28 protein-coding genes are annotated in these 26674 nt (G+C 65.6%); 16 read left to right on the forward strand and 12 right to left on the reverse strand.

Features of this window, described 5'->3' with window-relative positions:
- Positions 1-38: 38 nt before the first annotated feature.
- Positions 39-551, reverse strand: a complete 513-nt coding sequence (locus tag N675_RS10975; RefSeq protein WP_051914663.1) for a hypothetical protein — start codon at positions 549-551, stop codon at positions 39-41.
- A gap of 108 nt (positions 552-659) precedes the next feature.
- On the opposite strand from N675_RS10975, the gene N675_RS10980 reads away from it, so the two are divergent.
- On the forward strand, positions 660-1442 hold the full coding sequence (locus tag N675_RS10980; RefSeq protein ID WP_051914664.1) for a BtpA/SgcQ family protein: 783 nt from the start codon (positions 660-662) through the stop codon (positions 1440-1442).
- On the opposite strand, the gene recJ is transcribed toward N675_RS10980, so the two are convergent.
- On the reverse strand, positions 1439-3121 hold the full coding sequence (gene recJ / locus N675_RS10985; RefSeq protein ID WP_038039947.1) for a single-stranded-DNA-specific exonuclease RecJ: 1683 nt from the start codon (positions 3119-3121) through the stop codon (positions 1439-1441). The two genes, N675_RS10980 and recJ, sit on opposite strands and share 4 nt — an antisense overlap.
- Before the next feature lie 59 nt (positions 3122-3180).
- A complete protein-coding gene (locus N675_RS10990) occupies positions 3181-3885 on the reverse strand; it encodes a metal-dependent transcriptional regulator (protein ID WP_231578023.1) in 705 nt (234 codons plus the stop codon).
- 102 nt (positions 3886-3987) lie between these two features.
- Between N675_RS10990 and N675_RS10995 the strand changes: the two genes are divergently transcribed.
- Entirely contained in the window at positions 3988-4983 is a 996-nt protein-coding gene (locus tag N675_RS10995) for a metallophosphoesterase (RefSeq protein ID WP_038039948.1), read from the forward strand.
- Complete coding sequence (locus N675_RS11000) at positions 4955-6034, forward strand: DUF1786 domain-containing protein (protein WP_038039949.1); 1080 nt, start codon at positions 4955-4957, stop codon at positions 6032-6034. The genes N675_RS10995 and N675_RS11000 overlap by 29 nt, the downstream gene beginning before the upstream one ends.
- A 12-nt stretch (positions 6035-6046) precedes the next feature.
- On the opposite strand, the gene N675_RS11005 is transcribed toward N675_RS11000, so the two are convergent.
- Positions 6047-7105: a polyprenyl synthetase family protein gene (locus N675_RS11005; RefSeq protein WP_038039950.1), complete on the reverse strand. Its 1059-nt coding sequence runs from the start codon at positions 7103-7105 to the stop codon at positions 6047-6049.
- A gap of 146 nt (positions 7106-7251) precedes the next feature.
- Between N675_RS11005 and N675_RS11010 the strand changes: the two genes are divergently transcribed.
- A complete protein-coding gene (locus tag N675_RS11010) occupies positions 7252-7722 on the forward strand; it encodes a ClbS/DfsB family four-helix bundle protein (protein WP_038039951.1) in 471 nt (156 codons plus the stop codon).
- 150 nt (positions 7723-7872) lie between these two features.
- On the opposite strand, the gene clpX is transcribed toward N675_RS11010, so the two are convergent.
- From clpX to tig, 3 genes are read right to left on the reverse strand one after another with little or no spacing between them, the layout of a single operon-like run.
- On the reverse strand, positions 7873-9135 hold the full coding sequence (clpX, locus tag N675_RS11015) for an ATP-dependent Clp protease ATP-binding subunit ClpX (protein WP_038039952.1): 1263 nt from the start codon (positions 9133-9135) through the stop codon (positions 7873-7875).
- Between the two features lie 35 nt (positions 9136-9170).
- Positions 9171-9794 (reverse strand): ATP-dependent Clp protease proteolytic subunit, encoded by a 624-nt coding sequence (locus N675_RS11020; protein WP_038039953.1) that lies wholly within the window; start codon positions 9792-9794, stop codon positions 9171-9173.
- A 5-nt stretch (positions 9795-9799) separates the two neighbouring features.
- A complete protein-coding gene (tig, locus tag N675_RS11025; protein WP_038039955.1) occupies positions 9800-11368 on the reverse strand; it encodes a trigger factor in 1569 nt (522 codons plus the stop codon).
- A 194-nt stretch (positions 11369-11562) separates the two neighbouring features.
- Here tig and N675_RS11030 point away from each other — a divergent pair, with 194 nt between their 5' ends.
- The 12 genes from N675_RS11030 (at position 11563) to N675_RS11085 (ending at position 23922) form a co-directional block, all read left to right on the forward strand.
- Positions 11563-12384, forward strand: coding sequence for an SCO1664 family protein (locus N675_RS11030; RefSeq protein ID WP_197066297.1), 822 nt, complete (start codon positions 11563-11565; stop codon positions 12382-12384).
- Positions 12385-12635: 251 nt separating this feature from the next.
- Positions 12636-13082: an SRPBCC family protein gene (locus tag N675_RS11035; protein WP_038039958.1), complete on the forward strand. Its 447-nt coding sequence runs from the start codon at positions 12636-12638 to the stop codon at positions 13080-13082.
- A 45-nt stretch (positions 13083-13127) separates the two neighbouring features.
- Positions 13128-13604, forward strand: coding sequence for a (2Fe-2S)-binding protein (locus N675_RS11040; RefSeq protein ID WP_038039960.1), 477 nt, complete (start codon positions 13128-13130; stop codon positions 13602-13604).
- An 81-nt stretch (positions 13605-13685) separates the two neighbouring features.
- Positions 13686-16040, forward strand: a complete 2355-nt coding sequence (locus N675_RS11045) for a xanthine dehydrogenase family protein molybdopterin-binding subunit (protein WP_038039962.1) — start codon at positions 13686-13688, stop codon at positions 16038-16040.
- A gap of 84 nt (positions 16041-16124) precedes the next feature.
- Positions 16125-16994, forward strand: a complete 870-nt coding sequence (locus tag N675_RS11050; RefSeq protein ID WP_038039964.1) for an FAD binding domain-containing protein — start codon at positions 16125-16127, stop codon at positions 16992-16994.
- 108 nt (positions 16995-17102) lie between these two features.
- Entirely contained in the window at positions 17103-18014 is a 912-nt protein-coding gene (locus N675_RS11055; protein ID WP_038039966.1) for an AAA family ATPase, read from the forward strand.
- A gap of 12 nt (positions 18015-18026) precedes the next feature.
- Positions 18027-19286 carry a vWA domain-containing protein gene (locus N675_RS11060; RefSeq protein ID WP_038039968.1) on the forward strand — a complete coding sequence of 420 codons (1260 nt, stop codon included), beginning with the start codon at positions 18027-18029 and terminating at the stop codon, positions 19284-19286.
- Between the two features lie 23 nt (positions 19287-19309).
- Positions 19310-19645 carry an XdhC family protein gene (locus N675_RS11065; RefSeq protein WP_038039970.1) on the forward strand — a complete coding sequence of 112 codons (336 nt, stop codon included), beginning with the start codon at positions 19310-19312 and terminating at the stop codon, positions 19643-19645.
- Positions 19646-19649: 4 nt separating this feature from the next.
- Positions 19650-20420 carry an XdhC family protein gene (locus N675_RS11070; protein WP_038039972.1) on the forward strand — a complete coding sequence of 257 codons (771 nt, stop codon included), beginning with the start codon at positions 19650-19652 and terminating at the stop codon, positions 20418-20420.
- An 18-nt stretch (positions 20421-20438) separates the two neighbouring features.
- A complete protein-coding gene (locus tag N675_RS11075; RefSeq protein ID WP_051914665.1) occupies positions 20439-21050 on the forward strand; it encodes a nucleotidyltransferase family protein in 612 nt (203 codons plus the stop codon).
- Positions 21047-21610 (forward strand): NUDIX hydrolase, encoded by a 564-nt coding sequence (locus N675_RS11080; protein ID WP_231578024.1) that lies wholly within the window; start codon positions 21047-21049, stop codon positions 21608-21610. Before N675_RS11075 ends, N675_RS11080 begins: the two co-directional genes overlap by 4 nt.
- Positions 21611-21621: 11 nt before the next feature.
- Positions 21622-23922 carry a xanthine dehydrogenase family protein molybdopterin-binding subunit gene (locus N675_RS11085; RefSeq protein ID WP_038039976.1) on the forward strand — a complete coding sequence of 767 codons (2301 nt, stop codon included), beginning with the start codon at positions 21622-21624 and terminating at the stop codon, positions 23920-23922.
- 6 nt (positions 23923-23928) lie between these two features.
- On the opposite strand, the gene N675_RS11090 is transcribed toward N675_RS11085, so the two are convergent.
- Genes N675_RS11090 through N675_RS11110 form a run of 5 tightly spaced genes read right to left on the reverse strand, consistent with a single transcriptional unit; the run spans position 23929 to position 26673 of the window.
- Positions 23929-24123: a CcmD family protein gene (locus N675_RS11090; protein ID WP_038039978.1), complete on the reverse strand. Its 195-nt coding sequence runs from the start codon at positions 24121-24123 to the stop codon at positions 23929-23931.
- A gap of 14 nt (positions 24124-24137) precedes the next feature.
- Positions 24138-24845, reverse strand: coding sequence for a cytochrome c biogenesis protein CcsA (gene ccsA / locus N675_RS11095; protein ID WP_051914771.1), 708 nt, complete (start codon positions 24843-24845; stop codon positions 24138-24140).
- A 57-nt stretch (positions 24846-24902) separates the two neighbouring features.
- Positions 24903-25580, reverse strand: coding sequence for a heme exporter protein CcmB (locus N675_RS11100; protein WP_038039980.1), 678 nt, complete (start codon positions 25578-25580; stop codon positions 24903-24905).
- Entirely contained in the window at positions 25567-26277 is a 711-nt protein-coding gene (ccmA, locus tag N675_RS11105) for a heme ABC exporter ATP-binding protein CcmA (protein WP_197066298.1), read from the reverse strand. Before ccmA ends, N675_RS11100 begins: the two co-directional genes overlap by 14 nt.
- 24 nt (positions 26278-26301) lie before the next feature.
- On the reverse strand, positions 26302-26673 hold the full coding sequence (locus N675_RS11110; protein WP_038039982.1) for a hypothetical protein: 372 nt from the start codon (positions 26671-26673) through the stop codon (positions 26302-26304).
- Position 26674 lies beyond the last annotated feature (1 nt).

The raw sequence follows: 26674 nt of genomic DNA on the forward strand, positions 1-26674 counted from the left end.
CGCCACGCGTGCGGGCCGAGGCCAGCGCTGTCAGGATGCTACTCTAGCAAGCGCTGCTCAAGCCAGGCCAGGTCGCGGCCGAGTTCGTTCAAGAGATCGCGGGCCGCGCTTGCCAGGGCGTGTTCGGCCAGTGGTTCCGGTAGGACAAGCCGCAGGCGCAGCCCAACGCCGTGGTCGGCTTCGTCCCACCAGGCATCGGCGTCTGGCCCGAGCAGGGCATGCGCCAGCCGCGGCAGGGTCATCCGGGCCATGCGTTCGAGGACGGCCCGCCGGCGCTCGTCCTCGACGTCCCAGAACAGCCCTGGCGACGTGTCCCAGGCCTCGACGACGACGCCCTCATCGCTCAGCCGCACGTCGAGGTGCCCTTCGGCCGTGTCGCAGGCGACGAGCCACTCGTTGGACGCGCCGGGCGTCAGGTACGCCCAGAAGCCGGCCGCCCGCAGCCACCTGGCGAGTTGCTCGAGCCGCTGGCGCATCCCAACCGGCTGGCCGGTCGGGCTGGCGTGGCCGTTGGCAGATGGGCCGGGGAATGGATCACGTGGCTGGTGCATCGTTGCCCCCTTTCTCGGTTCGCCCACCCCACCGCTGCTCCTGCCCCGCCTCCGTTCTGCTCAGGTAGAGTATTCCTCAGCTGGCACACGCTCGTCCGGGAGGGTCTGATGGAACTGCCACGCCCTGCACTGATCGGCGTCGTCCACCTGCTGCCGCTGCCGGGCGCGCCCTTCGCCCGCGAGCCGCTGGCGGGGGTGCTGGCCCGCGCCGTCGCCGATGCCCGTGCCTACGCCGCTGGTGGCGCCGACGCCATCATCCTCGAGAACTTTGGCGACCGGCCATTCTTCGCCGACATGGTTCCGCCCGCGGTCGTCGCCGCCATGACGCGTGTCGCGTTGGCCGTGCGCGAGCAGGTGAAGCTGCCGCTCGGCATCAACGTGCTCCGCAACGCCGCTGAGGCGGCGCTCGGCATCGCGGTCGCGGTCGAGGCCGCCTTCATCCGCGTCAACGTGCTCACCGGCGTAATGGTCACTGACCAGGGGCTGATCACCGGCCCGGCGGCGACACTCATGCGCCAGCGGCGGCTGCTCGCGGCGCCCGTCGAGATCTGGGCGGACGTGCTGGTCAAGCATGCGCAGCCACTCGCGCCGGTGTCGCTCGAGCAGGCCGCCCGCGAGACGCTCGACCGCGGCGGGGCTGACGCGCTGATCCTCACCGGACCCGAGACCGGCAGCCCGCCAGCGTTGGCCGACCTCACCCGCCTGCGCGCCACGCTCCCGTCCGCCCGGCTCTACCTGGGCAGCGGGGTCACGCCCGACCTTGCTGCCGCAGTCCGCGACCGCGTCGATGGCTGCATCGTCGGCACATGGGCCAAGGTTGGGGGCCAGGTCACGGCCCCGGTCGACCCTCAGCGGGTCGCGGCGCTACGCCATGCGCTGCGCCCTGCCTAGGACGCCGGCCGGACGTCGAGCACCTCAAGCGTCAGGGCAACCAGCCCAGCCCATTCGTCACGCCGCAGCGTCAGCGCCAGGTCGACCCGCGGCGCAGCAAGCACGTCCTGCTCACTGCCCCCCTGGAACCAGATGCAGGGGAACGCCGCTGGCTGCCCATCAACCAGCACGTTGAAGCGCACATGCCGGCCATCCTGGCTGGGCCGGATCTCGACCGGGCGGACGTTGCGCAGCAGGAAGCGCGGCGCGGGGTTGCCCTGCCCACACGGTTCGAGCCGCTCAAGGAGGTCGAGCGTCCGCAGCTCAAGCTCTGATGGGAACAGCTCTGCGTCGAGCACCAGCTCGCGAACCGGCCGCGGGCGCCGCTGCGGCTGCAGCTGCCGCGCCAGCGCGACCAGCCGCGCCTGGAGGGCATCGACCTGGTGCGACGGCAGGGTCAAGCCGGCCGCCACGCTGTGCCCGCCGAAGGTGTGCAGCAGGTCGCGGCAGGCGGCCAGCGCGTGGGTGACGTCGAACCCGGGCACGCTGCGCGCTGAGCCGCGGCTGACGCCGTTCTGCTGCGCCAGCACAATCGCCGGGCGCTCGTAGCGTTCGACCAGCCGGCTGGCCAGCAAGCCCACGAGCCCCACATGCCAGCGCTCGTCCGCCAGCACCAGCACCTCCGGCAATGCAGGCAGCGCCTGGAGTCGCGCCTCGGCTTCCTCGATCATGCGCGCAACGGCCCGCTGGCGCTCCGCGTTCAGCTCGCAGAGCCGCAGGGCGAGCTGCGTAGCCTCCGCCTCGTCGTCGGTCAGCAGGAGGTCGAGGGCAAGCTGCGGGTCGGTGAGGCGCCCGGCCGCGTTCAGCCGTGGCGCGAGGACGAAGCCGACCTGCCGGCTCGTGATCCTGGCGGGGTCAAGATCGGCCAATGTCGCCAGCCGGCGCAGGCCAAGCGGCGCGGCCTCGGCAAACGCGTCCAGGCCCAGCCGGGCAAGCACGCGGTTGTCGCCGGTGAGCGGGGCAACGTCCGCAATCGTGCCGAACGCGGCCAGCACAAGCAGCGTCGGCAGCAGCTCCGGCTCGACGATAGTACGCAAGAGCTGGGCAACCAGCCCGGCCGCGGTCAGCTCGCAGCCCGGGCAGGGCGCCTCGGGCCGCTTCGGCGAGACGAGCGGGACAGCCGAGAGCGGCCACGGCGCCGGCACCACGTGGTGATCGATGACCACGCAGGCGATGCCGGCCTCGACGAGCGCCGCCAGCTCATCCGCGCTGCTACTGCCGCAGTCGACGGCGATGAGCAGGCGCGCACCGCTGCGGCGGATCGGCTCAAGGTCGTCGGGACGCAGCCCGTAGCCGTCGGTCAGCCGGTTCGGGATGCGCACCTGAACCGGCACCCCCGCGCGCCGCAACGCCAGCGTGAGCATCGCCGTCGCGGTGAGGCCATCGACGTCGTAGTCGCCAAAGACGAGCACGGGCCAGCGCTGGGCGATCGCCCGGCGGAGCATGGCAATGGCCCGGGCGGCGTCCGGCAAGGCGAGCGGGTCACTCAGGTGCTCCAGGCGGGGATCGAGGAACCGGGCGGCATCCTGCGGCGTCCGCACCCCGCGGCGGTAAAGGACGATGCTGAGGAGCGGGAACGGCGTGAGGCGGTAGGTCTCGTCAGGCAGCGGCTCCGGCTCAAGCCAGCGGTCATAGCGCATTGCGGGCCCGTCTCCTTTTCCTGCGTACGTTCGCACCGGAGCCAGTATAGCACCACCGCTCAGGACTCGACTGGCCGCACGTAGACGTCGCGGGCGAGCGCCAGCGGCAGCTCGTGGACGGCATCGCCGAGCGCCACCGTCATCGTCTTCTGCCGCCCGGATGCGGCACGCAGCACCTGGATCGGCGTGCCGGGGGCGATGCCGAGTTGTGCCAGGCGCCGCAGGTGTTCCGGCTCACGGTCGGAGACGCGGGCAACGATCGCCGAGGTTCCCCCCGCGAGGTCAGCCAGCGCCGCGGCCGGGCAGGACGGCAGCTCGCCGCTTGGCCGTGGGATGGGGTGGCCGTGGGGATCCGTCTCCGGGTAACCGAGCGCGGCGTCGATCCGGGCTTCGAGCTCCTCCGAGATGCTGTGCTCCAGACGGTCGGCCTCGTCGTGCACCGCATCCCAGCTATAGCCAAGGGCGCGGGTCAAGTAGAGCTCAAGCAGGCGGTGGTGGCGGATCACCTCCAGCGCCACCAGCCGGCCCCGCGGCGTCAGCGCGACGCCCCGGTAGGGCTGGTGCTCGACCAGCGCCATCGCGGCCAGCCGCTTGAGCATGTTCGTCACCGACGGACACTGCACGCCCAGCCGGTCGGCGATCGCCTGGGTGGTCACGCGCCCGCCCAGCTCCTCTTCCAGCTGGAAAATCGTCTTCAGATAATCTTCCATGGCCTGGGTAATTGGGGCATGCTCACCCAGGCGTGCTGCTCGCTCTTGACTCATCGGCTTGCTACACTCCAGCACTGCAGGGGCGCCGCCATGCGCCCACTCCGGCGCAAGTATACGCAGGGGCCGCGCCGGCAGAGAGCAGAAAGGATGAGCGCGGTGGCTCAACCACGACACACCCAATCACGACGCTGGCGATCTGTCGCCATCGCGGCAGTCGGCCTTGCCAGCCTCCTCGCAGCCGGGTGGTACAGCTGGCAGGTCGAGCCGCGTCGCCTGCGCCAGCACTTGCTGGAACTCGGCATCCCCGGCTTGCCCGACGCCCTCATGGGCATGCGACTCGCCTTCCTCAGCGACTTCCACGTTGGAAGGCATCCCCTCAATGCCACCCTCACCCGGGCCGCCATCGCCGCAGCACTCGACTGGGATCCCGACCTTATCCTGCTCGGCGGCGACTACTTCGACGGCGGGCGGATCATCCCCACCGACGTCTTCGACGAGCTTGCCCGCCACCCCCGTGTCTTCGCCGTTCTCGGCAACCACGACCACATCCGCGGGGCAGCGCAGGCACGGCGCATCGCCTACTTCCTCGAAGAGCGTGACGTGACCGTCCTGCAGAACGAGCAGCAGACGGTCACGATTCGCGATATCCCCGTGACGATCACCGGCCTGGACGACCCCTACAGCGGCCATGCCTGGCTCGACCCGGCCTGGCTGCGCGAGGAACAGCCGCCGCTGCGCGTGCTCCTCGCTCACGCGCCACAAGCGCTCGCGGAGCTGCCGCCGGGGTTCGCCCACCTCGCCCTCGTCGGCCATACCCACGGCGGGCAAGTCCGGCTTTCCCCCACGCGCCGCCTCAGCCCGCTCGACCTCTCCTGGTGGCTCGACCGCGTGCGCCACCGCCCGCTGCCGACCTGGGAACGCGGGCTCCACTGGATCGACGGCACGCTGGCCTACGTCACCAACGGCATTGGCACAACCTGGCTCCCTGTGCGCTTCCTCGCCCCGCCGGAACTCGTCTGCTGCGTCCTCGTCCCGGCCCCTGTCCGGAGCGAGGCCCCGTGCGACCAGCCCGCCCGCTACGTTGTCGTCGACGTCGCCGCCGCTGTGCCGCTGGAGGTCACCCATGCCGTCGGTGCGCATCCTCGCGCTTGATGCGGGCGCGGGCACTCAGGACATCTGGCTCTACGACGCCCAGCAGACGCCCGAGAACTGCCCCAAGCTCGTCTTGCCGGCGCAGACGCAGGTTGTCGCTGCCCGCATCCGCGCTGTCACGGCCCGCGGGCGCCCGCTCTTCCTCTACGGCACCGTGATGGGCGGTGGAGCAAGCAGCGAGGCGATCCTGGCGCACCGCGCCGCCGGCCTGCCGGTCTACGCCACCGCCGCGGCCGCCCGCACGCTCCACAACGACCTGGAGCGCGTGCGCGCCATGGGCATCCAGCTCGTCGAGGCGCCACCGCCCGACGCCGATGCGGTCTGGCTCGGCGACGTCGACCTGCCAGCCTTGCGCCATGCGCTGGCCGCCTTCGAGGTCACCGTCCCATCCATCGTCGCGATCGCCGTCCAGGATCACGGCTATGCGCCGGGCCGCGACACCCACGACACCCGCTACGCCTTCCTCCAGCGCCTGCTCGCTGCCGGCGGCGATCCCTACCAGATGGCGTTTCGCACGCCGCCGCCCGGCATGCTGCGCATGCACGCCGTCGCCCAGCTCATCCCCGGCGCCGTGATCATGGACACCGGCGCGGCCGCCGTGCTTGGCTGCCTCTGCGACCCGCTCGTGGCCGCTGCTGCCGCCGAGGACGGCGCCGTGCTCGTCAACATCGGCAACATGCACACCTTCGCCATCGCCATGCGCCGTGGCACCGTCTATGGCCTCTTCGAGCACCACACCGGCGGCATCACGGCCAACCTGCTCAACGGGCTCGTCGAGCGGCTGCAGCATGGCCAGCTGACCCACGAGGACGTCATCGCCGGCGGCGGGCATGGCGCAGCCTTCCACCCCGCCTACCGCACCGCCGGCTCCTTCCCCTTCGTCGCCATCACCGGGCCAAACCGCCACCTCGCCCGCGGCCTGGGCTACTACGAAGCCGCCCCCTTCGGCGACATGATGCTCACCGGCGCCTTCGGTCTCGTCGAGGCGACGCTTCGCCTCCTTGAGCGCGAGTACGGGCTCACGGGCCTGCCGCGCCTGACCGTCCACTGACGCGCTGCGGCGCTAGGCTGAGCGCTCAGCCAGCTGACTCAGCAGCGCTGTCAGCGCATCACGGGCCGCTCCCGGCTCGGCCGCGCGCTCTAACGCCGCCTGCGCCTCGTCGTGGAGCTGGCGGACCATTCCCCGCATCGCCTGCTCGATCTCGTAGCGCGCCAGGAGGTCCAGCATCACCGCGATCGCCTCATCGTCCAGCGGCGGCTGACGGCACCAGAGCGCCTGGAGCACCTGGCGGTCACGTTCGGCCGCGCGCGCCAGCAGCAGCACGACCGGCAGCGTCTTCTTGCGCTGGCGGAGGTCGTCGGCCGACACCTTGCCGGTCTGCTCGGTCTGCCCCCAGATGCCCAGATAGTCGTCTTGCACCTGGAATCCCAGCCCGAGTCGCTCGCCAAACGCCCAGAACGCCTCCGCCCGCTCGCGATCAGCCCCAGCCACCACAGCGCCAGCCCAGGCAGCGTAGGCCAGCAGCGTCGCGGTCTTGCCCCGGATCATCTGCCAGTACTCGTCGACGCTAACCTCGTCCCGCGCTTCAAAGTCGAGATCCAGCACCTGCCCCTCGACGATGCGCAACGTCGTGTCGTTGAACGCGTGGAGGAGTTCGAGCACGAGCGCGGGCGCAACGCTCGGTCGCGCAGCGGCCCGCAACAACGCCAGCTCGCTGATGGCAAAGAGCGCATCACCCGCATTGATCGCCTGGGATGCCCCCCAGCGCGCCCAGATCGTCGGACGGTGGCGACGAAGCAGGCTGCGGTCCTGAATATCGTCGTGGATCAGCGTGAAGTTGTGCAGCAACTCAATCGCCGCCGCAACCGGCACGGCCTGGCTCGGCTCGCCACCGGCTGCGGCACAACAGAGCAGGCAGAGCTGCGGGCGCAGCCGCTTGCCAGCCGGACGGTCGAGCGGCTGGCCAGCCTCGTCGAGCCAGCCCAGGTGGTAGGCTAACGCGTCGTAGAGCGGGAAGCTCGGTGTCTGCCCGATGCCGCCAGCCGCGGCCACGCCATCGATCACCGCCCGCATCTCGGCTTCCACCGCCGCGATCCACTGTGCCAGCTCGTGCCTAGTCATGTCTCCCCACTTCCGGCTCACGCAGCCGCCTTGCCCAGCATAGCCTGCAGCACGGCCGCGGGCTTGTCCAGTCCTCGCCGTCGCGCGCCTCCCCCAGCTGGTATCCTGTCTTGCGTATGTGGGTACAGAGGGAGGGGGTGAACAGCATGGCAATCAGTCAGCAGGAGCGCGCGGCAATCTTGCGCGATGTGCAGATGGCCTGGGTCGAGTTGCGCAACGCCTTGCGTGGGCTGAGCGCCAAGGAACTGACCGATCCCGGCACCGTCGGCACCTGGTCGTTCAAGGACATGATGATCCACATCACCGGCTGGGAACGCATCCTCATGGAACGGATCCAGGCGCTGGAACGCGGCGAGGAGCCTGAGCCGATTGACGAGGCCGACGTCGACCGCATCAACGCCGAGATCGTTGCCCGGCATCACGACGAGCCGCTCGACGAAGTCCAGCGGGAGTTTGAGGAAACCCATCAGCGCCTCGTCGACCTGCTGGAGCGGACGCCGGTGCTGACGCGTGAGCTTGTCGCGGGCGACACCTACGAGCACTATCAGGAGCACCTCCGCGACGTGCTCGACTTCGTACGCGGGCACGCGCGAGGGCGGCAGAAGCACGCTGAATAGGCGCCCGCCCTCATCAGCGCACGGGGCAAGGCAAACGCAGGGGGCAGCGGGCCGGGCGCGGTTGCGCGGTGCTGCGCCCCATGGGCATACGGCGCACACAACAACGCGGGGGTGGCACTGTCACCACCCCCGCGCCGCCCGTGTTCCCCGTCAGGCTGTTTCTTCGTAGAGGGTCAGCGGCTCGTCCTCTTCGGTGAGCAGCAGCGGCGGCCGCCGCCGGTACATCACGTCGGCGTCGATCACGCACTTGCGCACGCCCTGCAGCGACGGCAACTCGTACATGACGTCGAGCAGCACTTCTTCGAGCGTCGTGCGCAGCCCGCGCGCGCCCGTCTTGCGCTGCTCGGCAAGCGTCGCTGCTGCATCGAGAGCGTCGGGCGTGAAGATCAGCTCGACGTTGTCGAGCGCGAAGATCTTCTGATACTGCTTCACCAAGGCGTTCTTCGGCTCGACCAGGATGCGGATCAAGTCATCGTGGGTCAGCGGATCGAGCGCGGCCACGATCGGCAAGCGGCCGATGAACTCTGGGATCAGGCCGAATTTGAGCAGGTCGTCGGGAATCACCTGATGCAGGACGTTCTCCTCCTGCAGCCGATCCTTGGCCGACTTGCCGAAGCCGATCGTCGAGTCCTTGCCGATCCGCCGCCGGACGATCTCGTCCAGCCCTTCAAACGCGCCCCCGCAGATGAAAAGGATGTTGCGGGTGTCGATCTGGATGTACTCCTGGTGCGGGTGCTTGCGCCCGCTGTGGGGCGGCACGTTGGCGATGGTCCCCTCTAGGATTTTGAGCAGGGCTTGCTGCACGCCCTCGCCTGAGACGTCGCGGGTGATCGAGGGATTATCGCCCTTGCGGGCAATCTTATCGATCTCGTCGATATAGATGATGCCCGTCTGCGCCCGCTGCACATCCCCGCCGGCCGCCTGGATCAGCCGGAGCAGGATGTTCTCGACATCTTCGCCGACGTAGCCAGCTTCGGTGAGCGCGGTCGCGTCAGAAATGGAGAAGGGCACGTCGAGCAACTTGGCCAGCGTCTGCGCCAGCAGCGTCTTGCCGCTGCCAGTCGGCCCGATCAGCAGGATGTTGCTCTTCTGCAGCTCAACGTCACTGTCATCACCAACCAGGATCCGCTTGTAGTGGTTGTAGACGGCAACCGAGAGCACCTTCTTGGCGCGGTCTTGCCCGATGACGTACTGGCTCAGCTGCTCGTAAATCTGCTTGGGCGTCGGAATCCGGCTGATCGTGGGGGCTGCCCGATGCCGCGGCGCTTCTTCCTCAATAATCTCGCGGCAGAGTTGGACGCATTCGTCGCAGATGTAAACGCCATTCGGCCCAGCGATCAGCCGGCGTACTTCTTCCTGGCTCTTGCCACAAAACGAACAGCGATAGAAAATTCGCCCCCCGCGCGTCGTCATTGCTTATCCCATCTCCATCTGTGCCGCTCCCAGCGTTAGCTGCGCAGTCCAGCAAGCTTCGCGGGCTCGAGCACGTGGTCAACAATCCCGTAGTCTCGTGCTTCCTGCGCCGACATGAAGTAGTCGCGCTCAGTGTCGCGCTTCACACGCTCAAACGACTGGCCGGTATGGACCGCCAGCAACTCGGTCAGCTTCGTCGTGAGCGTAATCGTCTCGCGGGCTTGAATCTCGATATCCGGCACGGAGCCGCGGAAGCCCGACGTTCCCTGGTGGATGAGCACGCGCGAGTGGGGCAGGGCAAAGCGCTTGCCCTTCGCGCCAGCCGCCAGCAACACGGCAGCCATGCTCGCCGCAAGGCCGACACAGTAGGTTGCCACATCGGGCTCAATCATCTGCATCGTGTCGTAGATCGCCAGGCCAGCATAGACGAGCCCACCAGGGCTGTTGATATAGAGCTTGATATCCTGCTCGGGATTCTCATGAGCGAGAAAGAGGAGCTGGGCGACGATCGCGTTAGCGACCTGATCATCGATCGGCGTACCGAGGAAGATAATGCGGTCGCGCAAGAGCCGGGAATAGATGTCATAGGCGCGCTCGCCACGCGTCGTCGTCTCGATCACCATCGGGATAACTGCTTCAGGCTTGGGATACCACATCATGGGCCTCATACTCCTTCTTCGTGGGATTGGTCGTGCGCCGGCGCATCCGACGCCGCCTCCGGCTCAGCCGCTGGCTCACTTGCTGCCACTGGCACCGGCTCAGCCTGCTCATCGAGCGGCTGCTGGTCTGTCGCCGCCATGTCCGCAGCAGCATCCTCGGCAGTCGCTGCGCTCTCAGCGGCGTCCTCAGCTATCGCTGCCGCCTCGCTGTCGGCAGCCTCCTCAGCCGCTGGTTCGGCAGCAGCCTCAGCCGGCTCGAGGAAGCGCGCGGCTTCGCCAACGACCGGGCCGCGCCCCTCGGTCACAATCGCGAGCAGCTGCTCGGTCACTTTGCGGCTCTGCAGCTCATCGAGTAGGAAGTCGCGGAAGTAGGGCGACTGGTAGATCGCGCGAGCCTGCTCAGGGTTCTCGCTGCCGGCACTCAGCCGCTCGATCTCCGCAGCGAGGTCATCCTCGGTCACGGCCAGCCCCTCAGCCTTGGCAAAGGCATCGAGGGCAAGGAACTGGCGCAACCGACGCTCCGCCTGCGGCCGCAGTTCAGCCCGCAGGTCATCGAGCGTCTGCTCGCGCAGCCGCAGGTATTCCTCAAGGCTCGAGTTCTGCTCGCGGAGCCGTTGACGCAGGTGCTCGAGCTCGTGCTCGACTTCGCGGTCGATCAGCGCGGGCGGCAGCTCGATCGTCGCCTGCTCGCTGAGCTTGTCAATGGCTTCCGCCACCACGGCCTCGCGCGCCGCCAGCGCCCGCTGGCGCAGCAGGTCGTCGCGGATGCGCGCCCGCAGCGCCACCAGCGAGTCAAAGTCGCCGACAGATGCCGCGAAGCTATCATCGAGCTCCGGCAATTCCCGTTCCTTGATCTCACGGAGGGTGACGCGATAGTGGAGCGTCTTGCCCCGCAACTCCGGACTGACCCGCTCGTCGTCCTCAGCGAAGCTGATGTCGAACTCAGCCGTTTCACCAGGACGCAGGCTCTTGAGTGCCTCTTCGATCTGCGGGAAGAGGTTGCTTTCGCCGAGGACGAAGGCCGCGCCCTCAAGCGGGCTCTGGAACGGCTCGTCGCCCTCGAACGCCTGCAGGTCAACGATCACCTGGTCGCCCTCGCGCGGCGTCCGCGGCTCTGCCGGCTCTTTCCAGACCGCCTGCTGGAGCCGCAGGTTCTCGAGCACGGCATCGACGTCAGCATCCGTCACCTCGACTGTTCGCGGCTCGACGCGGATCGCGTGGTAGTCGCCCAGCTCAACGGTCGGGTAGACCTGGACTTCAACACGGAAAGCCAGCGGCTCCTCTTGATAGATCTCGACCGATGGCTCGGCCACCGGCATGAGCGATTCCTGCTCAATTGCCTGCCGGTAGAGGCGATCCATCAACTCCCGCTGTGCCTCGGCAACGATGTACTCGCGGCCGATCCGCCGCTCCACTAACTGGCGCGGCGCGCGACCCGGCCGGAAGCCCGGGATTGCAACGCGCTGGCTAATGCGGCGGAACGCCCGCTCATAGGCATGGGCAAATTCGTCTGGGTCAGCTGCAATATCAAGGCGAACCGTACTGTTCGGCAAGCGTTCAGTGGTGAGCTTCACGCGTCGGTACTCCATCCTCTCAACGAACGTCTTTCGGTCGGGCTCTCCACCCTGCCCTGATCCCCGATCGCCGGGCGTTGCGCACGGGCGACGATAGACACTGCGTTAATCCTACTCGTTTACCTGCATTCGGTCTACTCAGCCAGCGCTGGTATGCCTATGGTATCGTTTGGAACGCACGGAGGCGGACAACGATGGCAGCGATGAGCGAGCACGAGCCTGAAGCCAACCAACCAATGCCACCGGTCTCCCCACCCCGAGAGGTAGCTGGGCGCCAACGCTGTGTTGTGCTCCCCGAGGGCCCGGTCACGGTTCGCCAGGTCCGGCAGTGGCTGGCGGACGGGCAGATCACCGACTGCCAGCTCGTGCCGTGGGGGTCAAACTATACCTTCGCCGTTGTGCTCGAGCTCCCTGACCGGCCGCCGCTGCTTGGCATCTACAAGCCGAAGCGCGGTGAAGCGCCACTCTGGGACTTCCCCGCTGGTACGCTCTACCAGCGGGAGTACGCCGCCTACCTGCTGAGCCGCGTCCTCGGCTGGTCATTCATTCCCCCGACCGTCATCCGCAGCGGGCCACACGGCATCGGCACTGTCCAGCTCTACATCGAGCCCGATGATACGCTGCTCCGCAACCGCGCCAGCCAGCGGCTCTACGCCGACCAGTTGCGCCGCATCGCGCTGTTCGACCTGATCACCAACAACGCTGACCGTAAAGCCAGCCATTACTTTGTTGGTCGCTATGACCGACGGGTCTGGGGCATCGACCACGGCCTGACCTTCCACGTCGACCCCAAGTTGCGTACCGTGCTGTGGGACTTCTGCGGCGAGCTGATTCCCCCCGCTCTGCTCGCTGACCTCCGCCGCTTAGCACGCCACGCCGGACTCGTCCGCGCCTTGCTGCGCCCCTACATCCAGCGCGCCGAACTCGACCAGCTCTTCGTACGAGTCCAGCACCTGCTCGCCCAGCCGCTCTTCCCGATGCTCAATCCCCGGCGCAACATTCCGTTCGGCTGGTAAGCATTGTGAACGCCGCAACAGATTCTTGACCACAGCGGAAAAACCGCTTATCATACAAGGCAGACGCAACGGCACCGCTTGCATCGTGTCACCACGTCGGCAACTGAGCGGCCGAGAGGATTGGCCAACGATGAGGCAAGCCTGGAGCATCCGGTCGGGGAAGGGGCAGGAATGGACGACCCGTTGTCCGACCATAGCTCCAGTTGTGTCATGAACCTGACGGAGCAAGGGAAGCAGGGAGGGAGCGTTCGGTGAAAATCCAGGGTTCCTATACGATTCGTGCCCCACAGCAGGCAACCTGGGACCACTTAACCAACCCGGATGCTATCGCCAAATGCCTGCCGGGTGTTGAGAAACTCAACCAGGTTGGCCCGGATGAATACACCATGAGCATGACCGTTGGCATCGGGCCAGTCCGCGGCACCTACGAAGGGAAGGTGCGCCTCCTCAACGTGCATCCCCCCAGCGACTACCAGATGGAGATTGAAGGCAGTGGGCGACCGGGCTTCGTCAAAGGCCTGGGCACGCTTCGCCTGGTCCCGGCTGGCGAGAACCAGACCCAGATCGAGTACGACGGCGACGTTGAAGTTGGTGGCCCGGTCGCTGGCGTCGCCCAGCGGATGATGGGCAGCGTCGCCAAGCGACTGATCGAGCAGTTCCTCTCGTGCATCGAACAGCAGATCACGAGCCAGGGGTAACGCGGTGAAACCGGCGTAGGAGTGGTCAGCGAAAGGAGCGGAGGTATGCAAGTGACCATCACCGTCAATGGCCAGCAGTACACGCACGACGTTGAGCCACGGATGCTGCTCGTCCACTACTTGCGCGACGTGCTCAACCTCACGGGCACCCACGTTGGCTGCGATACCAGCCAGTGCGGCGCATGCACGGTGCTGATGAACGGCAAAGCGGTCAAGTCCTGCACCATCTTTGCGGTGGAGGCCGATGGTGCTGAGATCACAACCATCGAAGGCCTGGCGAAGGATGGCCAGCTCCACCCGGTGCAGGAAGGCTTCTGGGAGATGCACGGCCTGCAGTGCGGCTACTGCACCCCTGGCATGATCATGACCGCCGTCGACCTGCTGCAGCGCAACCCAAATCCGACCGAGGAAGAGATCCGGCACGGCATTGAAGGGAATATCTGCCGCTGCACCGGCTATCAGAACATCGTCAAGGCGATCCAGTACGCCGCCGAGAAGATGCGCGCCTCAGCCCGGGCCTAACGCATACGGTGGGGAGCTGGGCAGCGCACGCAGCACAACGGAGCCAGTCGGAGCGTCAAGCCCCAGAAAGGGGGAGCAGCAATGGCAGTGACCAAGCTCTTTGGCGCATCAGTCAAGCGGCGGGAAGATCCGCGGCTGATCACCGGCCACGGCAACTTCACCGACCATATTCGGCTGCCTGGCATGCTGGCGATGGCGATCAAGCGCAGCCCGCACGCCCACGCCCGCATTGTCCGGATTGACACCAGCAAGGCCAAGGCGATGCCCGGCGTCGTCGCGGTCTACACCGGACAAGACCTGGTCGACAAGCTGGGCCCCGTCCCCTGCGCTTGGCTCGTGCCCGACAGCGACCTGAAGGTCCCGACCTACCGCGCTGTGGCCGTCGACAAAGTCCGCTATGTCGGCGATGCCGTCGCGGTCGTGGTCGCGGAAAACCGCTATATCGCCGAGGACGCCGCCGACGCGATCGAGGTCGAGTACGAGGTGCTGCCGGCCGTCGTCGACCAGGAGAAAGCCGCCCAGCCCGGCGCACCGCAGCTGTACGATGACGTGCCCAACAACATTGCGTTCCATTGGAAGCTCCACGCTGGCGACTTCGACGCCGCCTGGAACCAGGCCGAGGTGCGGCTCACCCAACGCCTGATCAACCACCGGCTGATCCCAACGGCTATGGAGCCGCGCGGTGCGGTCGCGTCCTACAACCCATCAACGGGCGAGCTGACCGTCTGGTGCACGAGCCAGAACCCGCACATCCACCGGCTGCTCTTCTCCGCGGTGACGGGCTTGCCCGAGACGAAGATCCGGGTGATCGCCACGGACGTCGGTGGCGGCTTCGGCAGCAAGATCCCGATGTACGCCGGCGAGCTGATCGCCAGCGCGATCTCGCGCGACCTTGGTCGGCCGATCAAGTGGGTCGAAACCCGTCGCGAGAACTACGTGGCAACGATTCACGGCCGCGACCACATCCAGTATGTCGAACTGGCGGCCAAGCGCGACGGCACGATCACCGGCCTGCGCGTCAAGGCCTATGCGAACATGGGCGCTTACCTCTCGACCGCCGCGCCTGGCGTGCCGACCTGGCTCTTCGGGCTGATTCTCGCCGGGCCCTACACGATCCCCGTCATCCACGTTGACGTCTATGGCGTCCTGACGAACACGACGCCGACCGATGCCTACCGCGGCGCAGGCCGGCCGGAAGCCACCTACTTGCTTGAGCGCATGATTGACCTCCTCGCTCGCGAGCTCAACATGGATCCTGCAGAGGTTCGGCGCAAGAACTTCATCCCCAAGGAGAAGTTCCCCTACACGACACCCACGGGCCTCGTCTACGACAGTGGCGATTATGAGGCGGCGCTCAACCGCGCTCTCGAACTCGTCGACTACCAGGCACTGCGTCGCGAGCAGGAAGAGCTGCGCAAGCAGGGGCGCTACCTTGGCATCGGCTTCTCCACCTATGTCGAAGTCTGCGGCCTTGCGCCCTCACAAGCAGCCGGCGCGATGGGCTTCCAGGGCGGGCTGTGGGAAAGCGCAACCGTGCGGGTGCATCCAACCGGCAAGGTGACGGTGCTCACCGGGTCGAACCCCCACGGCCAGGGCGAGGAAACAACCTTCGCCCAGATCGTTGCTGACGAACTCGGCGTGCCCTTCGAGGACGTCGAAATCATCCACGGCGACACCGGCATGGTGCCATTTGGCATGGGCACCTACGGCAGCCGCTCCCTGGCAGTCGGCGGGACCGCGATCGTGATGGCGACCCGCAAGATCAAGGAAAAGGCTACGAAGATCGCGGCCCACTTGCTCGAAGTTGCGCCGGAAGACCTCGCTTTCGAAAACGGCCGCTTCTTCGTCAAAGGCGCACCCGACCGCGGCATGACGTTCCAAGAAGTCGCCCTCAACGCCTATCTGGCCTGGAAGATGCCCGAAGGTGTCACGCCCGGCTTGGAAGAGACGTACTTCCACGACCCAAGCAACAACACCTTCCCGTTCGGCTGCCATATCTGCGTCGTCGAAGTCGATCCCGACACCGGCAGCGTGACGTTCCGCAAGTACGTGGCGGTCGATGACGTCGGGAACGTCGTCAACCCCATGATCGTCGACGGCCAGGTGCACGGCGGCATCGCCCAGGGCCTTGCTCAGGCGGTCTACGAATTCGCCGCCTACGACGAGAACGGCCAGCTCTTGAGCGCGACCATGTCGGACTACGCCCTGCCGAAGGCCAGCATGCTGCCATCGTTCACGGTTGATCGCACGGTGACCCCGACGCCGGTCAATCCGCTCGGCGCTAAGGGCGCAGGGGAGACTGGGACGATTGCAGCAACGCCAGCCGTTGCCAACGCGATCATCGACGCGCTTGCCCCATTCGGCATCAAGCACATCGACATCCCGCTCACGCCGCAGCGGATCTGGCAAGCGGTGCGGGAGGCACGCGGGCACTAGCACGCACGGTACCGGGCGAGACGCGGACCGACCCGCGTCTCGCCCTCGGCATGATCAAGTGATTCAGCGGAAGGAGCGCAGGGAATGTATCCAGCCCCGTTCACCTATTTCCGAGCCTCATCGGTCAGTGAGGCCGTGAACTTGCTGGTCGAAAACCCCGACGCGAAGCTCCTCGCCGGAGGGCATAGCCTCATTCCGGCCATGAAGCTCCGCCTTTCAACGCCCTCCGCCTTGATCGACATCCGGCGCATTCCTGAACTCTCCGGTATTCGGGAGGAAGGCGATCGGATCGTCATCGGCGCGACGACAATCTACGACGACATCATGCGCAACGAGCTCGTCCAGCGCACGCTGCCGATTCTCCCCGAAGCGCTGAACGTTGTCGGCGACCTGCAGGTCCGCAACATGGGCACGATCGGTGGCTCGCTCGCCCACGCTGACCCTGCAGCCGACCTCCCAGCGGTCGTGCTCGCCCTCAACGCCGAACTGAAGGCCGTCGGGCCTAACGGCGAGCGCACCATCCCCGCCGATCAGTTCTTCGTCGACCTCTTCACCACGGCGCTCGAGCCGACGGAGGTGCTCACGGCGATCTCCTTCCCCAAGCCAGCACCCCGCACCGGCATGTCGTACCAGAAGTTCGCCAACCCGGCGTCAGGGTACGCCGTGGTCGGCGTCGCCGCAGTCGTCACGCTGGGAGCAGACGGCAAGGTGAGCGCAGCGCGTGTCGCGGTGACCGGCGCGGGGCCGTATGCCGTGCGCCGGCAAGCAGTTGAGAACGCCCTGATCGGCCAGGAGCCGACCGCTGACGTCATCAAGCAGGCGGCGTCGCAGGCAAGCGAGGGCATGACGTTCAACAGCGACATCTTCGCGTCCGAGGAGTATCGCGCCCACCTGACCCGCGTCCTCACCGAACGAGCGGTGAGCCGCGCTGTTGAACGGGCACGCAGCGCCTAACGCCGCGTACCCAAACACCGCGCAACCACCCTGCACGGCACCTTGAAGCCGTGCAGGGTTTGATATCATGTATATCAGAGTAAAACGATGATCGGAGATTGCGAGGATATGGTGGAAACGCAGACCGTACACGACTTGACATCCGTCGAAGCGGTGCAGCGGGCGCTTGCCGAGCAGCGCTACGTGTGTGAAACGAGCTTAGCAACGGCCATTTACCTCGCCCTGAAACTGCCCAAGCCGCTCTTGCTCGAAGGCGAAGCCGGCGTTGGCAAGACGGAAGTCGCCAAGGTACTCGCAAGCGCGCTCGGCACCGACCTGATCCGCTTGCAGTGCTACGAGGGGCTCGATATCAGCCACGCCGTCTACGAATGGAACTATCCACGGCAAATGCTCGCGATCCGCTTGCTGGAAGACCAGCAGGTCGGCCGCGATGTGGCCATGCAGGAAATCTTTAGCGAAACCTTCCTCATCGAGCGCCCCCTGCTCAAGGCGATTCGCCACCAGGGCCGGCCACCCGTGTTGCTGATCGACGAGATCGACCGCGCCGATGAGGAATTCGAAGCCTTCTTGCTCGAGTTGCTCTCGGACTTCCAGATCACCATTCCGGAAATCGGCACCATCCGCGCAACGCAGCCACCCTACGTGATCATTACGTCAAACCGGACGCGTGAGCTGCACGACGCGCTCAAGCGCCGCTGCCTCTATCACTGGATCGACTACCCGTCGCTCGAGAAGGAGTTCCAGATCCTCACCGTCCGGCTCCCGGGCATCTCGGAGCGGCTCGCGCGTCAGGTGGCGCGCTTCATCCAAGCGCTGCGCCGCGAAGATCTCTACAAGCTCCCGGGCGTGGCCGAAACGCTCGACTGGGCTGCAGCACTCCTGGCTCTGAACCAGCAGGAACTGACCGTTGAGGTTGCCTCGGCTACCCTCGGGGCCATTCTCAAGCATCAGGAAGACGTGCAGTACATCCGCAAGAAGAAGCTGGATGATCTGGTTGCAACTGCTGTAGCAGAGAGTTGATCACAGGGAACCATGACAGCGACACAGAACTTCGCGCGACGCGCCATCACCTTCGCTCGGCTGCTCCGCCGGGCTGGAGTGAAGACGACAACCGGACAAGCCATGGACTTCGTCCGGGCAATCGAGCACATTGACATCGGCAACCGGCTCGAGTTCAAGGAAGCTGCCCGCGCGTGCCTGGTGACGAACAAGGACGAAAACCCGGTCTTTGATCGGCTCTTCGATGCCTTCTGGCGGGCCAAGCCGGAGTACGTCGACGGCTTGCCCGAGAACGCCCAGCCTGACCAACTCGTCCCGATTCCGCCCGAAGAGCAACCGGAGGAGCAAGAAGGAGAAGGCGGGCAACAACTGCCACTCCTCGGCGCACAGGCGAAGACGCTCCTCGAAGTGAGCGAAGCGCCCGAGCAGTCCGACGAGGAGCCAAGCGAAGAGTCAAGCGACATCTTCAGCTACAGCCCGGTCGAAGTCTTGCGCGAAAAGGACTTTGCTGATCTCACCGAGGACGAGTTGCTAGCGATCCGCCGGCTCATGCAACAGATGGATTGGGAGATTAGCAAGCGGCACTCGCGGCGGAAAGCACCGTCACCCAAAGGCCGCTTCGTCGATCCCCGGCGAACCATGCGCCGCAGCTTGCAGACCGGCGGCGTACCACTCACCATCGCCCGCCGCCAGACCAAGCTCAAGCCGCGACAACTCGTCGTGATCTGCGATGTCAGCGGGTCAATGGACCGCTACTCGCGCATCCTCTTGCAGTTCCTCTACGCTCTGGAGAACCGGGCTGCACGCGTCGAGGCCTTCGTCTTTGGCACCCGCCTGACGCGCATCACCCGGCTCCTGCGCAATCGCTCGATCGACGAGGCGATGGCGCGGGTTGCGCGTGAAGTGCAAGACTGGTCAGGCGGTACCCGCATCGGGCAATCGTTACAGACCTTCAACATGGAGTGGGCGCGCCGCGTGCTGCGTAACGGCGCGATCGTGATCATCATCAGCGACGGCTGGGATCGCGGTGATCCCGCATTGCTTGCGCGCGAGATGGCGCGGCTCCAACGCAGCAGCTACCGGCTCATCTGGCTCAACCCGTTGCTTGGCTCACCACGCTATGAGCCGCTCACGCGGGGCATGCAAGCAGCCCTGCCCTACATCGACGACTTCTTGCCTGTCCATAACCTGGCAAGCCTGCAGGCGCTCGCAGCACACCTGAGCCGGATCGATCAGTCACGTCCTGACCGGCGACAACATCCTGTGCTGCCCGAGACGTCACAGGCTGCCTAAAGAGAGTGATCGGAGGGGTAATCATGCGAGACGTGCTTCCCGAAGTCGAACAGTGGATCAACGAGGGTGAAGAGATCGCCCTGGCGACGGTCGTCCGGGCATATGGCTCAACGCCACGGCCGGTTGGGGCGAAGATGGCTGTCACCAAGAGCGGCCGGATGGCTGGCTCAGTCAGTGGCGGCTGCGTCGAAGGCGCCGTGTTCGAAGTGGCGCAGGAAGTGCTGGCCAGCGGCCGACCGCAGCTCGTCCACTTCGGCATTAGCGACGAGATGGCCTGGAACGTTGGGCTCAGCTGCGGTGGCGCGATCGACGTCTTCGTCGAGCCGCTGGTCGTGAAGTCTTCGCAGCAGAGCGAGTGAAACCATGTCAGCAATTCTTTCAGCACTCCGTGAGGCCATTGAGCAGGAAATACCGGTCGTCCAGGCAACGCTCGTCCAGGGGGAGCCGCTGGGAGCCAAGATGCTGGTCTACGAGGACGGCCGAACCGTCGGCTCCCTCGGCGACCCCGACCTCGACGCCCAGGTAATCCGCGACGCGCAGGACGTGTTGCCGCGCGGCGAGGCAACGACGCGCAGTTACACCAGGGCCAGCGGCGAAACGGTCGATGTCTACCTCGAGAGCTTCCTGCCACCACGCCGCTTGATCGTGGTTGGGGCCGTGCACATCGCCATCCCGCTGGTCGCCATGGCCAAGGAGCTGGGCTACTACACAATTGTGATCGACGCGCGCGAATTCTTCGCCACCCGTGAGCGCTTCCCCCACGCCGACGAGCTGATCGTTGCCTGGCCCGATGAAGCGCTGCAAAAGCTGCCACTTGGCCCACAAACCGACATCGTCATCCTTTCGCATGACGAGAAGTTCGAAGACCCAGCGCTCGCCGTTGCCCTGCGCTCGCGTGCTGGCTACATCGGTGCCGTCGGCAGCCGGAAGACCAGCGAAGCGCGCAAGGAGCGACTGCGCCGCGCCGGGTTTACGGACGACGAGCTTGCGCGCATCCATGGGCCAATTGGGCTGGACATTGGTGCCAAGACCCCGGCCGAGATCGCCATCAGCATCCTGGCCGAGATCATCGCCGTGCGGAGCGGACGCGATCCACGGGCCCAGGGACTCCAGCCGGCGAAGGCAACGGCCTAGTAAACGGTCGTGGCAGCGATGGGCCAGATTGGCGGGGTTGTGCTCGCAGCTGGTTTGTCACGGCGCCTTGGCCAGCCGAAGCAACTGCTTCAGCTTGGCGGCAAGCCAGCACTGCAATACGTGATCGACGCCGCGAAGGCCGCCGGCCTCGACCCACTTCTCGTTGTCCTCGGCCATGCGGCAGACACGATTCAGCAGCACATCGACGTCGCCGGCTGCACGGTGCTCCTCAACCCCGATTATGCGGCGGGGCAGAGCACGTCGGTTCGGACGGCGCTCGATCACCTTCCCGAGGATGTCGAGGCCGTCGTGTTTCTCCTCGGCGACCAGCCACTCGTTGAGCCGGCAGTGATCCAGGCGCTGGTCGCGGCCTTTCGCGAGACCCGCGCTCCCATTGTCCAGCCACGCTATGCCGAAGGCCGAGGGAATCCAGTGCTCATCGCCCGCGCGCTCTTCCCCGAGCTGCAGCAACTCGAAGGCGATACCGGCGCTCGGCCAGTCATCGAACGGCATCGCGATAGAGTACACCTGGTCGACCTTGCGCACTACCACCGGCCAGCTGACCTTGACACCTGGGAGGACTACGAGCACCTTCGCCAAGCGTTTGCACACCGTGGAGAGGCAAGGTGATCAATCTGGATCCGAATCGCCCGGTGCGGTTTTGTCCGTACTGTGGCGGTGCCGTCATCGAACGCGTTGTTTCGGGCCGTCCGCGACCGCACTGCCCCGCCTGCCAGCAAACGTTCTTCGCCGATCCGAAGCTGGCCGTCGCCGTGCTCATCGACGTGGACGGCCAGCTCGTCCTCCAGCGCCGAGCAATCGAGCCTGGCCTCGGCCGCTGGTCTTTCCCCTCAGGGTTCGTTGAGCGCGGGGAACGGGTCGAAGACGCCGCAATCCGCGAAGCACGCGAGGAGGTTGGGCTCGACGTCCGGTTGACGCGCCTCCTCGGGCTCTATTCGGAATCCGGCAATCCGGTCGTGTTGGCCGTGTACCTTGCCGAGCCGATCGGCGGGACGCTGCACGCCGACCACGACGAGAACGATGCGGTTGGCCTGTTTTCTCCTGACGCCCTTCCCGACCTTGCCTTCAGTCACGACCACGCAATTATCGCCGATTGGCGTGCGCTGAGGCGAGCAGCGTCCACACCTGCTCATCATCCGCACGAGACGAACAGTGATCACGCGGGATAGGGAGGAAGGCAGTGGTGTACGTCGGACAGCGCATTCGGCGGCTCGAAGATGAGCGGTTTCTACGTGGCACAGCAACGTTCCTCGACGACATCACGCTCCCGGGCATGCTCCACCTCGTCCTTGTGCGCAGCCCCTATCCGCATGCCCGGATCCGCGCGATCCAGCAAGCAGACGCGCTGCGCGTTCCCGGCGTCGTGCACATCGAGACCGGTCAGACGCTTGCGAGCTGGCTCCAGCCCCTCCCAGAGCCCGGCGATCTCCCGCCCGACCGCCGTTTTCGACGTTATCCCCTGGCCGTCGATCGCGTGCGGTTCGTTGGTGACGCGGTCGCTGCCATTCTTGCCGAGACGACCGCAGCGGCTGTTGATGCTGCTGAACGTGTTTCTGTCGACTACGAGCCCTTGCCGGCGCTGACTGATCCCGAACAAGCATGCCAGCCCGATGCGCCGCGACTGTTCGAGGACTGGCCAGATAACGTTGCATTCATGTGGGAGCGTACCCACGGGGACATTGACGCTGCCTTTGCCCAGGCCGATCAGGTCGTCTCGCTGACACTCCGGAACCAGCGCATCTACGCCGCGTTCATGGAGCCCCGCGGTGCTGCAGCAACAGTTGATCCGCTGACCCAGGAGCTGACCGTTTGGGCATCGTCCCAAGTGCCACATACGCTTCGTGGCGCGATTGCTGCAACACTTGGCATCCCAGAATACCAGGTACGAGTGATCTTGCCAGATATTGGCGGCGCATTTGGCTCCAAAGGAGGCGTCTACCCTGAATACGTCCTGGTTGCGGCGCTGGCCTGGAAGCTCCGCCGTCCAATCAAGTGGGTGGAGACGCGGAGTGAAAGTCTGCTCGCCACCAATCACGCGCGTGACCAGCACCAGCGCGTGCGTGCGGCCTTTCGCCGCGATGGAACCCTGCTCGGACTCGACATTGAACTACTCGCTGACCTCGGCGCATACAACGCGTCAACGACCGTCGTGCGAACGGCATTGCTTTCAGCCGGTCCATATCGGGTACCAGCGCACCACGTTCGCGCGCTCGGCGTGCTCACTAACAAGACGCCGCTGGGAGCCTACCGCGGCGCAGGTCGCCCAGAAGCTGCCTATCTCCTCGAACGGCTGATGGATGCTGCCGCAGCCGCGCTCGACCTTGATCCAGCGCTGGTGCGCCAGCGCAATCTGCTGCGGCCCTCGGATTTTCCCTACCGCAGCCCGACCGGCGCGGAATATGACAGTGGTGACTACCCCCGCGTGTTTCAGGAGGCGCTTGAGCGCTTTGGCTATGAGCACGCGCGTGCGCTGCAGCGAGAAGCGCGCCAGCGCGGCGAACTCCTCGGCATCGGCATTGCGTGCTACTGCGAATTTGCCGGACCCGGTTGGGAAACCGCAACAGTGCGCGTTCACCCCGATGGGAGTGTCACGGTCTTAAGTGGTCTTGCGCCGAGCGGGCAAGGGCATTGGACGATGCTTGCACAAGTGGTCGGCGACGTGCTGCACCTTCCGCTCGAGCGTATCCGCGTCCGCACCGGTGATACCGCAGCAATCCCCCAGGGAATCGGCACGTTCGGCAGTCGCAGCACAGCGGTCGGCGGTTCAGCCGCCTATCTTGCCGCACAAACGGTGCGCCAGAAAGCACAGCGGATTGCCGCCACGCTGCTTGAGGCCAGTCCGGAGGATATCGAACTTGTCGAAGGCGGCTTCGCGGTGCGCGGTACCCCCGACCGGGTCGTCAGCTGGCAAGCTGTGGCGCGCGCAGCCTACCGCTTCGATGGGCCACCCGGCGAGGCTGAAGCCGGCCTTGAAGCAACGCAGTTCTTCATCCCGGCTGGTCGCACTGTTCCCTTCGGCGTCCATCTCGCGCTCGTCCGTGTCGAGCCTGAGACAGGCGAAGTCCAGCTCCTGCGCTACCTCGCCGTCGACGACTGCGGGCGTGTCATCAACCCGTTGCTGGCCGAAGGGCAACTCCACGGCGCCGTCGCTCAAGGGCTTGGTCAAGCGCTCTACGAGGCGATCATTTACAGCGAATCAGGGCAGCCACTGACCCAAACCTTCCTCGACTACGGCGTCCCGCGCGCTGCTCATGTGCCCGTCATCGACACTGCCCACGTTGAGACACCAAGCCCAGTGAATCCGCTCGGAGCCAAAGGCATCGGCGAAGCTGGCACGACAGCCGCTCCGCCAGCGCTGGTCAATGCCGTGCTTGACGCCTTACGGCCGCTTGGCGTGCAGCATCTTGACATGCCACTTACGCCAGAGCGGGTCTGGCGCGCAATACAGGCAGCCCGGCACCGCATCACCCAACCGGTTTAGGGCGGATTACGGCAGTTCAGTCAGCTGCTTCGAAAGCTCACCAGCCGTTGGTGCATCGCTGAGTTGGCGACGCTGCGCGCGGAGCATCTCAACTTCTGCCCGAAGCGCTTGGATTTGCCGGTGCAGTGCCAGGATGTAGGCACCAAGGATAATCCACGTGATGAAGAACGCGGCAAAGAGATACACCAGGCCATGGGACATGTCGCAATCCCCTCTCACAACTCCTGGTCGCGGAGATCAACCAGGGTATCCTTCATGCGCTCAAGTTCATACTTCTCAACCAACAAGAACAGGTAGAGCACGAAGAAGGCAAGCAGGGTGACCAGCATGGTGAGCAGCATCGCGGGCGGCATTGCTGGTCCGCCCGAGCGAACGACAACCGGCTGCGGATGAAGCGTCCGCCACCAGAGCACGGACATGTGAATGATCGGGACATCAACAAAGCCGATAATCCCGAGGACTGCCGCATACCGTGCCTTGCGCTCGGGATCACTGACGTAGGAGCGCAAGGCGAAATAGGCGAGGTAGATAAACCAGAGGATCAACGTTGTCGTCAGCCGCGCATCCCATGTCCACCAGGTGCCCCAAATAGGCCGGCCCCAAATTGACCCGGTGAGCAGAACCAGCGTCGTAAAGACAAAGCCAAGCTCAGCCGAGGCACGCGCCAGCCGGTCCCAACCGGTCCGGTGCGTCAAGAGATAGGCAATGCTCGAGACAAAGATTAAAAAGAACGAGAAGTACGCCAGCCATGCCGCAGGCAAATGGAGGTAGAAGATCCGCTGCGGCTGCCCCTGGACACTATCGGTCGGCGCATAGAGGAAGATCAGGATAAGCGAGAGGGCAACAAGCCCAACACCAAGCCATCCAAGCAGCGGGGTAACCCACCAGGTCCCTCGTCGGGAGCGTGCGAGCGGAAGCTGCATCACCACACCACCTTCCTTTTCCGGCACACAATCGTGCCTCACCACGTCACGAGCAGGCTAGTCCTCCGCGGCTGCGCCAAAGATCAGGTATCCAACACCCAGAAAGAGCAGATCAAACCCGGCCAGCAGCTGTATCCAGGCCCAGGCATCGCGGGGCTGCTCGGTGAGCACCAGCACGGTTGCCCGAACCGCAGCAATGACGACCGGAACAGCGAGCGGAAAGAGCATCACGGGCAAGAGCACCTCACGAGCCCGCGTCGTTGCCGCCATTGGCGACAGGAGCGTCCCGAGGAGTGCCAGGCCGATCGTCCCCAACGCAACGATCCCGATCACAGGAAGGCGCAACACTGGCACGCCGAACAAGCCAGCAAAGAGCACCAACACCACGGCGTCGACCAGGCCAAGGAAGAGAAGACTGCTAACAAGCTTGGCGAGGAACAGCGTCCCGCGGTCGATGGGACTCAGCAGCACGCCTTCCCACGCACCGTGCATTCGCTCGACCGATGCGCTACGCCCAAGCCCAAGCAGACTCGCGAAGATGAGTGCAACCCAGAGCGCACCTGCACCCGCGACAGCACGATTGACCCCGGTGAGGTCAAACGCAAAATTGAACGTGAGCAACGCAAGAACGGCGAAGAGCACCATGCCACTCACAAGCTCGCGGCCCCGCCACTCAAGCACCACGTCTTTGCGCACGACTGCCGCGAGTTGGCGCACGGCACTAGGGACGGACATGGTCGCCTCCAACCGGCGCAGGGATCGGCGATGCTGCCTGGCCTTCCGGAAGAGGCCAGAGTTGGCCATCACACAACTGGAATTGCCGCGTTGCCACGGTGGTCGCAAAATCCACCGCGTGAGTCGTGAGCAGCACTGCCCCGCCGCGCTGGCAATGCTCAGCAATCAGCGCATGCAGCAACTGGCGCCCCTGTTGGTCAAGCCCTGTATCTGGTTCGTCAAAAAGCAGGATGGTGGGATCATGGAGCAGTGCCCGGGCTAAACCCGCGCGCTGTTGCTGCCCGCGTGACAGGGTGCGCACCCGCTCGTGCACCAGGTGGGCGATACCGAGGAGCTCGACGACACGGGCAATGCGAGCAGCGACGTTGTCGAGCGCATAGAGCCCAGCGTAGAGCCTGAGGTTCTCGGCAACGGTCAAATCCTCGTAGAGCAGTGTCTGATGGCCAACAAAGCCGAGACGACGGCGAATCTGGGCAAGCGGCAAACCGGGCGTGTCGAAATACCAGACGGTGCCCGCACTTGGACGAACCAGCGTGGCAAGGATGCGGAGCAACGTCGACTTCCCCGCGCCATTTGGCCCAACGATCACCACTGCCTCGCCTGGCCCAAGCGTCAAGGAGACATCGCGCAGGACGCGGCGCACGCCGTACCGCTTGCTGAGGCCAGTCGCACGAATCAGCGGCGAAACAGCAGCCATCGCTCGCTCCGTTGCCATCAGTGACTAGGCGCGCGACTGCCGGCCGGCAGACACGCTGGCACTTTGCGCAAGCCGGCGCAACTGCTCGATCTGCCGGTCAATCTCGGCGCTCACGACCTGCTCATACTGCTCGAGCTGGCGCACGATCTGAGCCGCATCGCGCAAGTAACTCTGGCGCGTCTCGCGATATTCTTGCTCGGTTATCTTGCCCGTCTCGCGGTCAAGCTCAAGATCCCGCAATGCTTGCACAAGCGCATCACGCTGCGCCAGGAGGTCAGCAAGCCGGGCTGTCGCCTCATCCGGTGCAGCACGCTCCCAGGCACGAAGGAGCGGGGCAAGGACAAAGCCAAAGATGACAAGGGCAAGGACACCGATCAGGACATAGCTCCACCACACG

Origin of the sequence: Thermorudis peleae (assembly GCF_000744775.1) — a bacterium.
GTDB lineage: Bacteria > Chloroflexota > Chloroflexia > Thermomicrobiales > Thermomicrobiaceae > Thermorudis > Thermorudis peleae.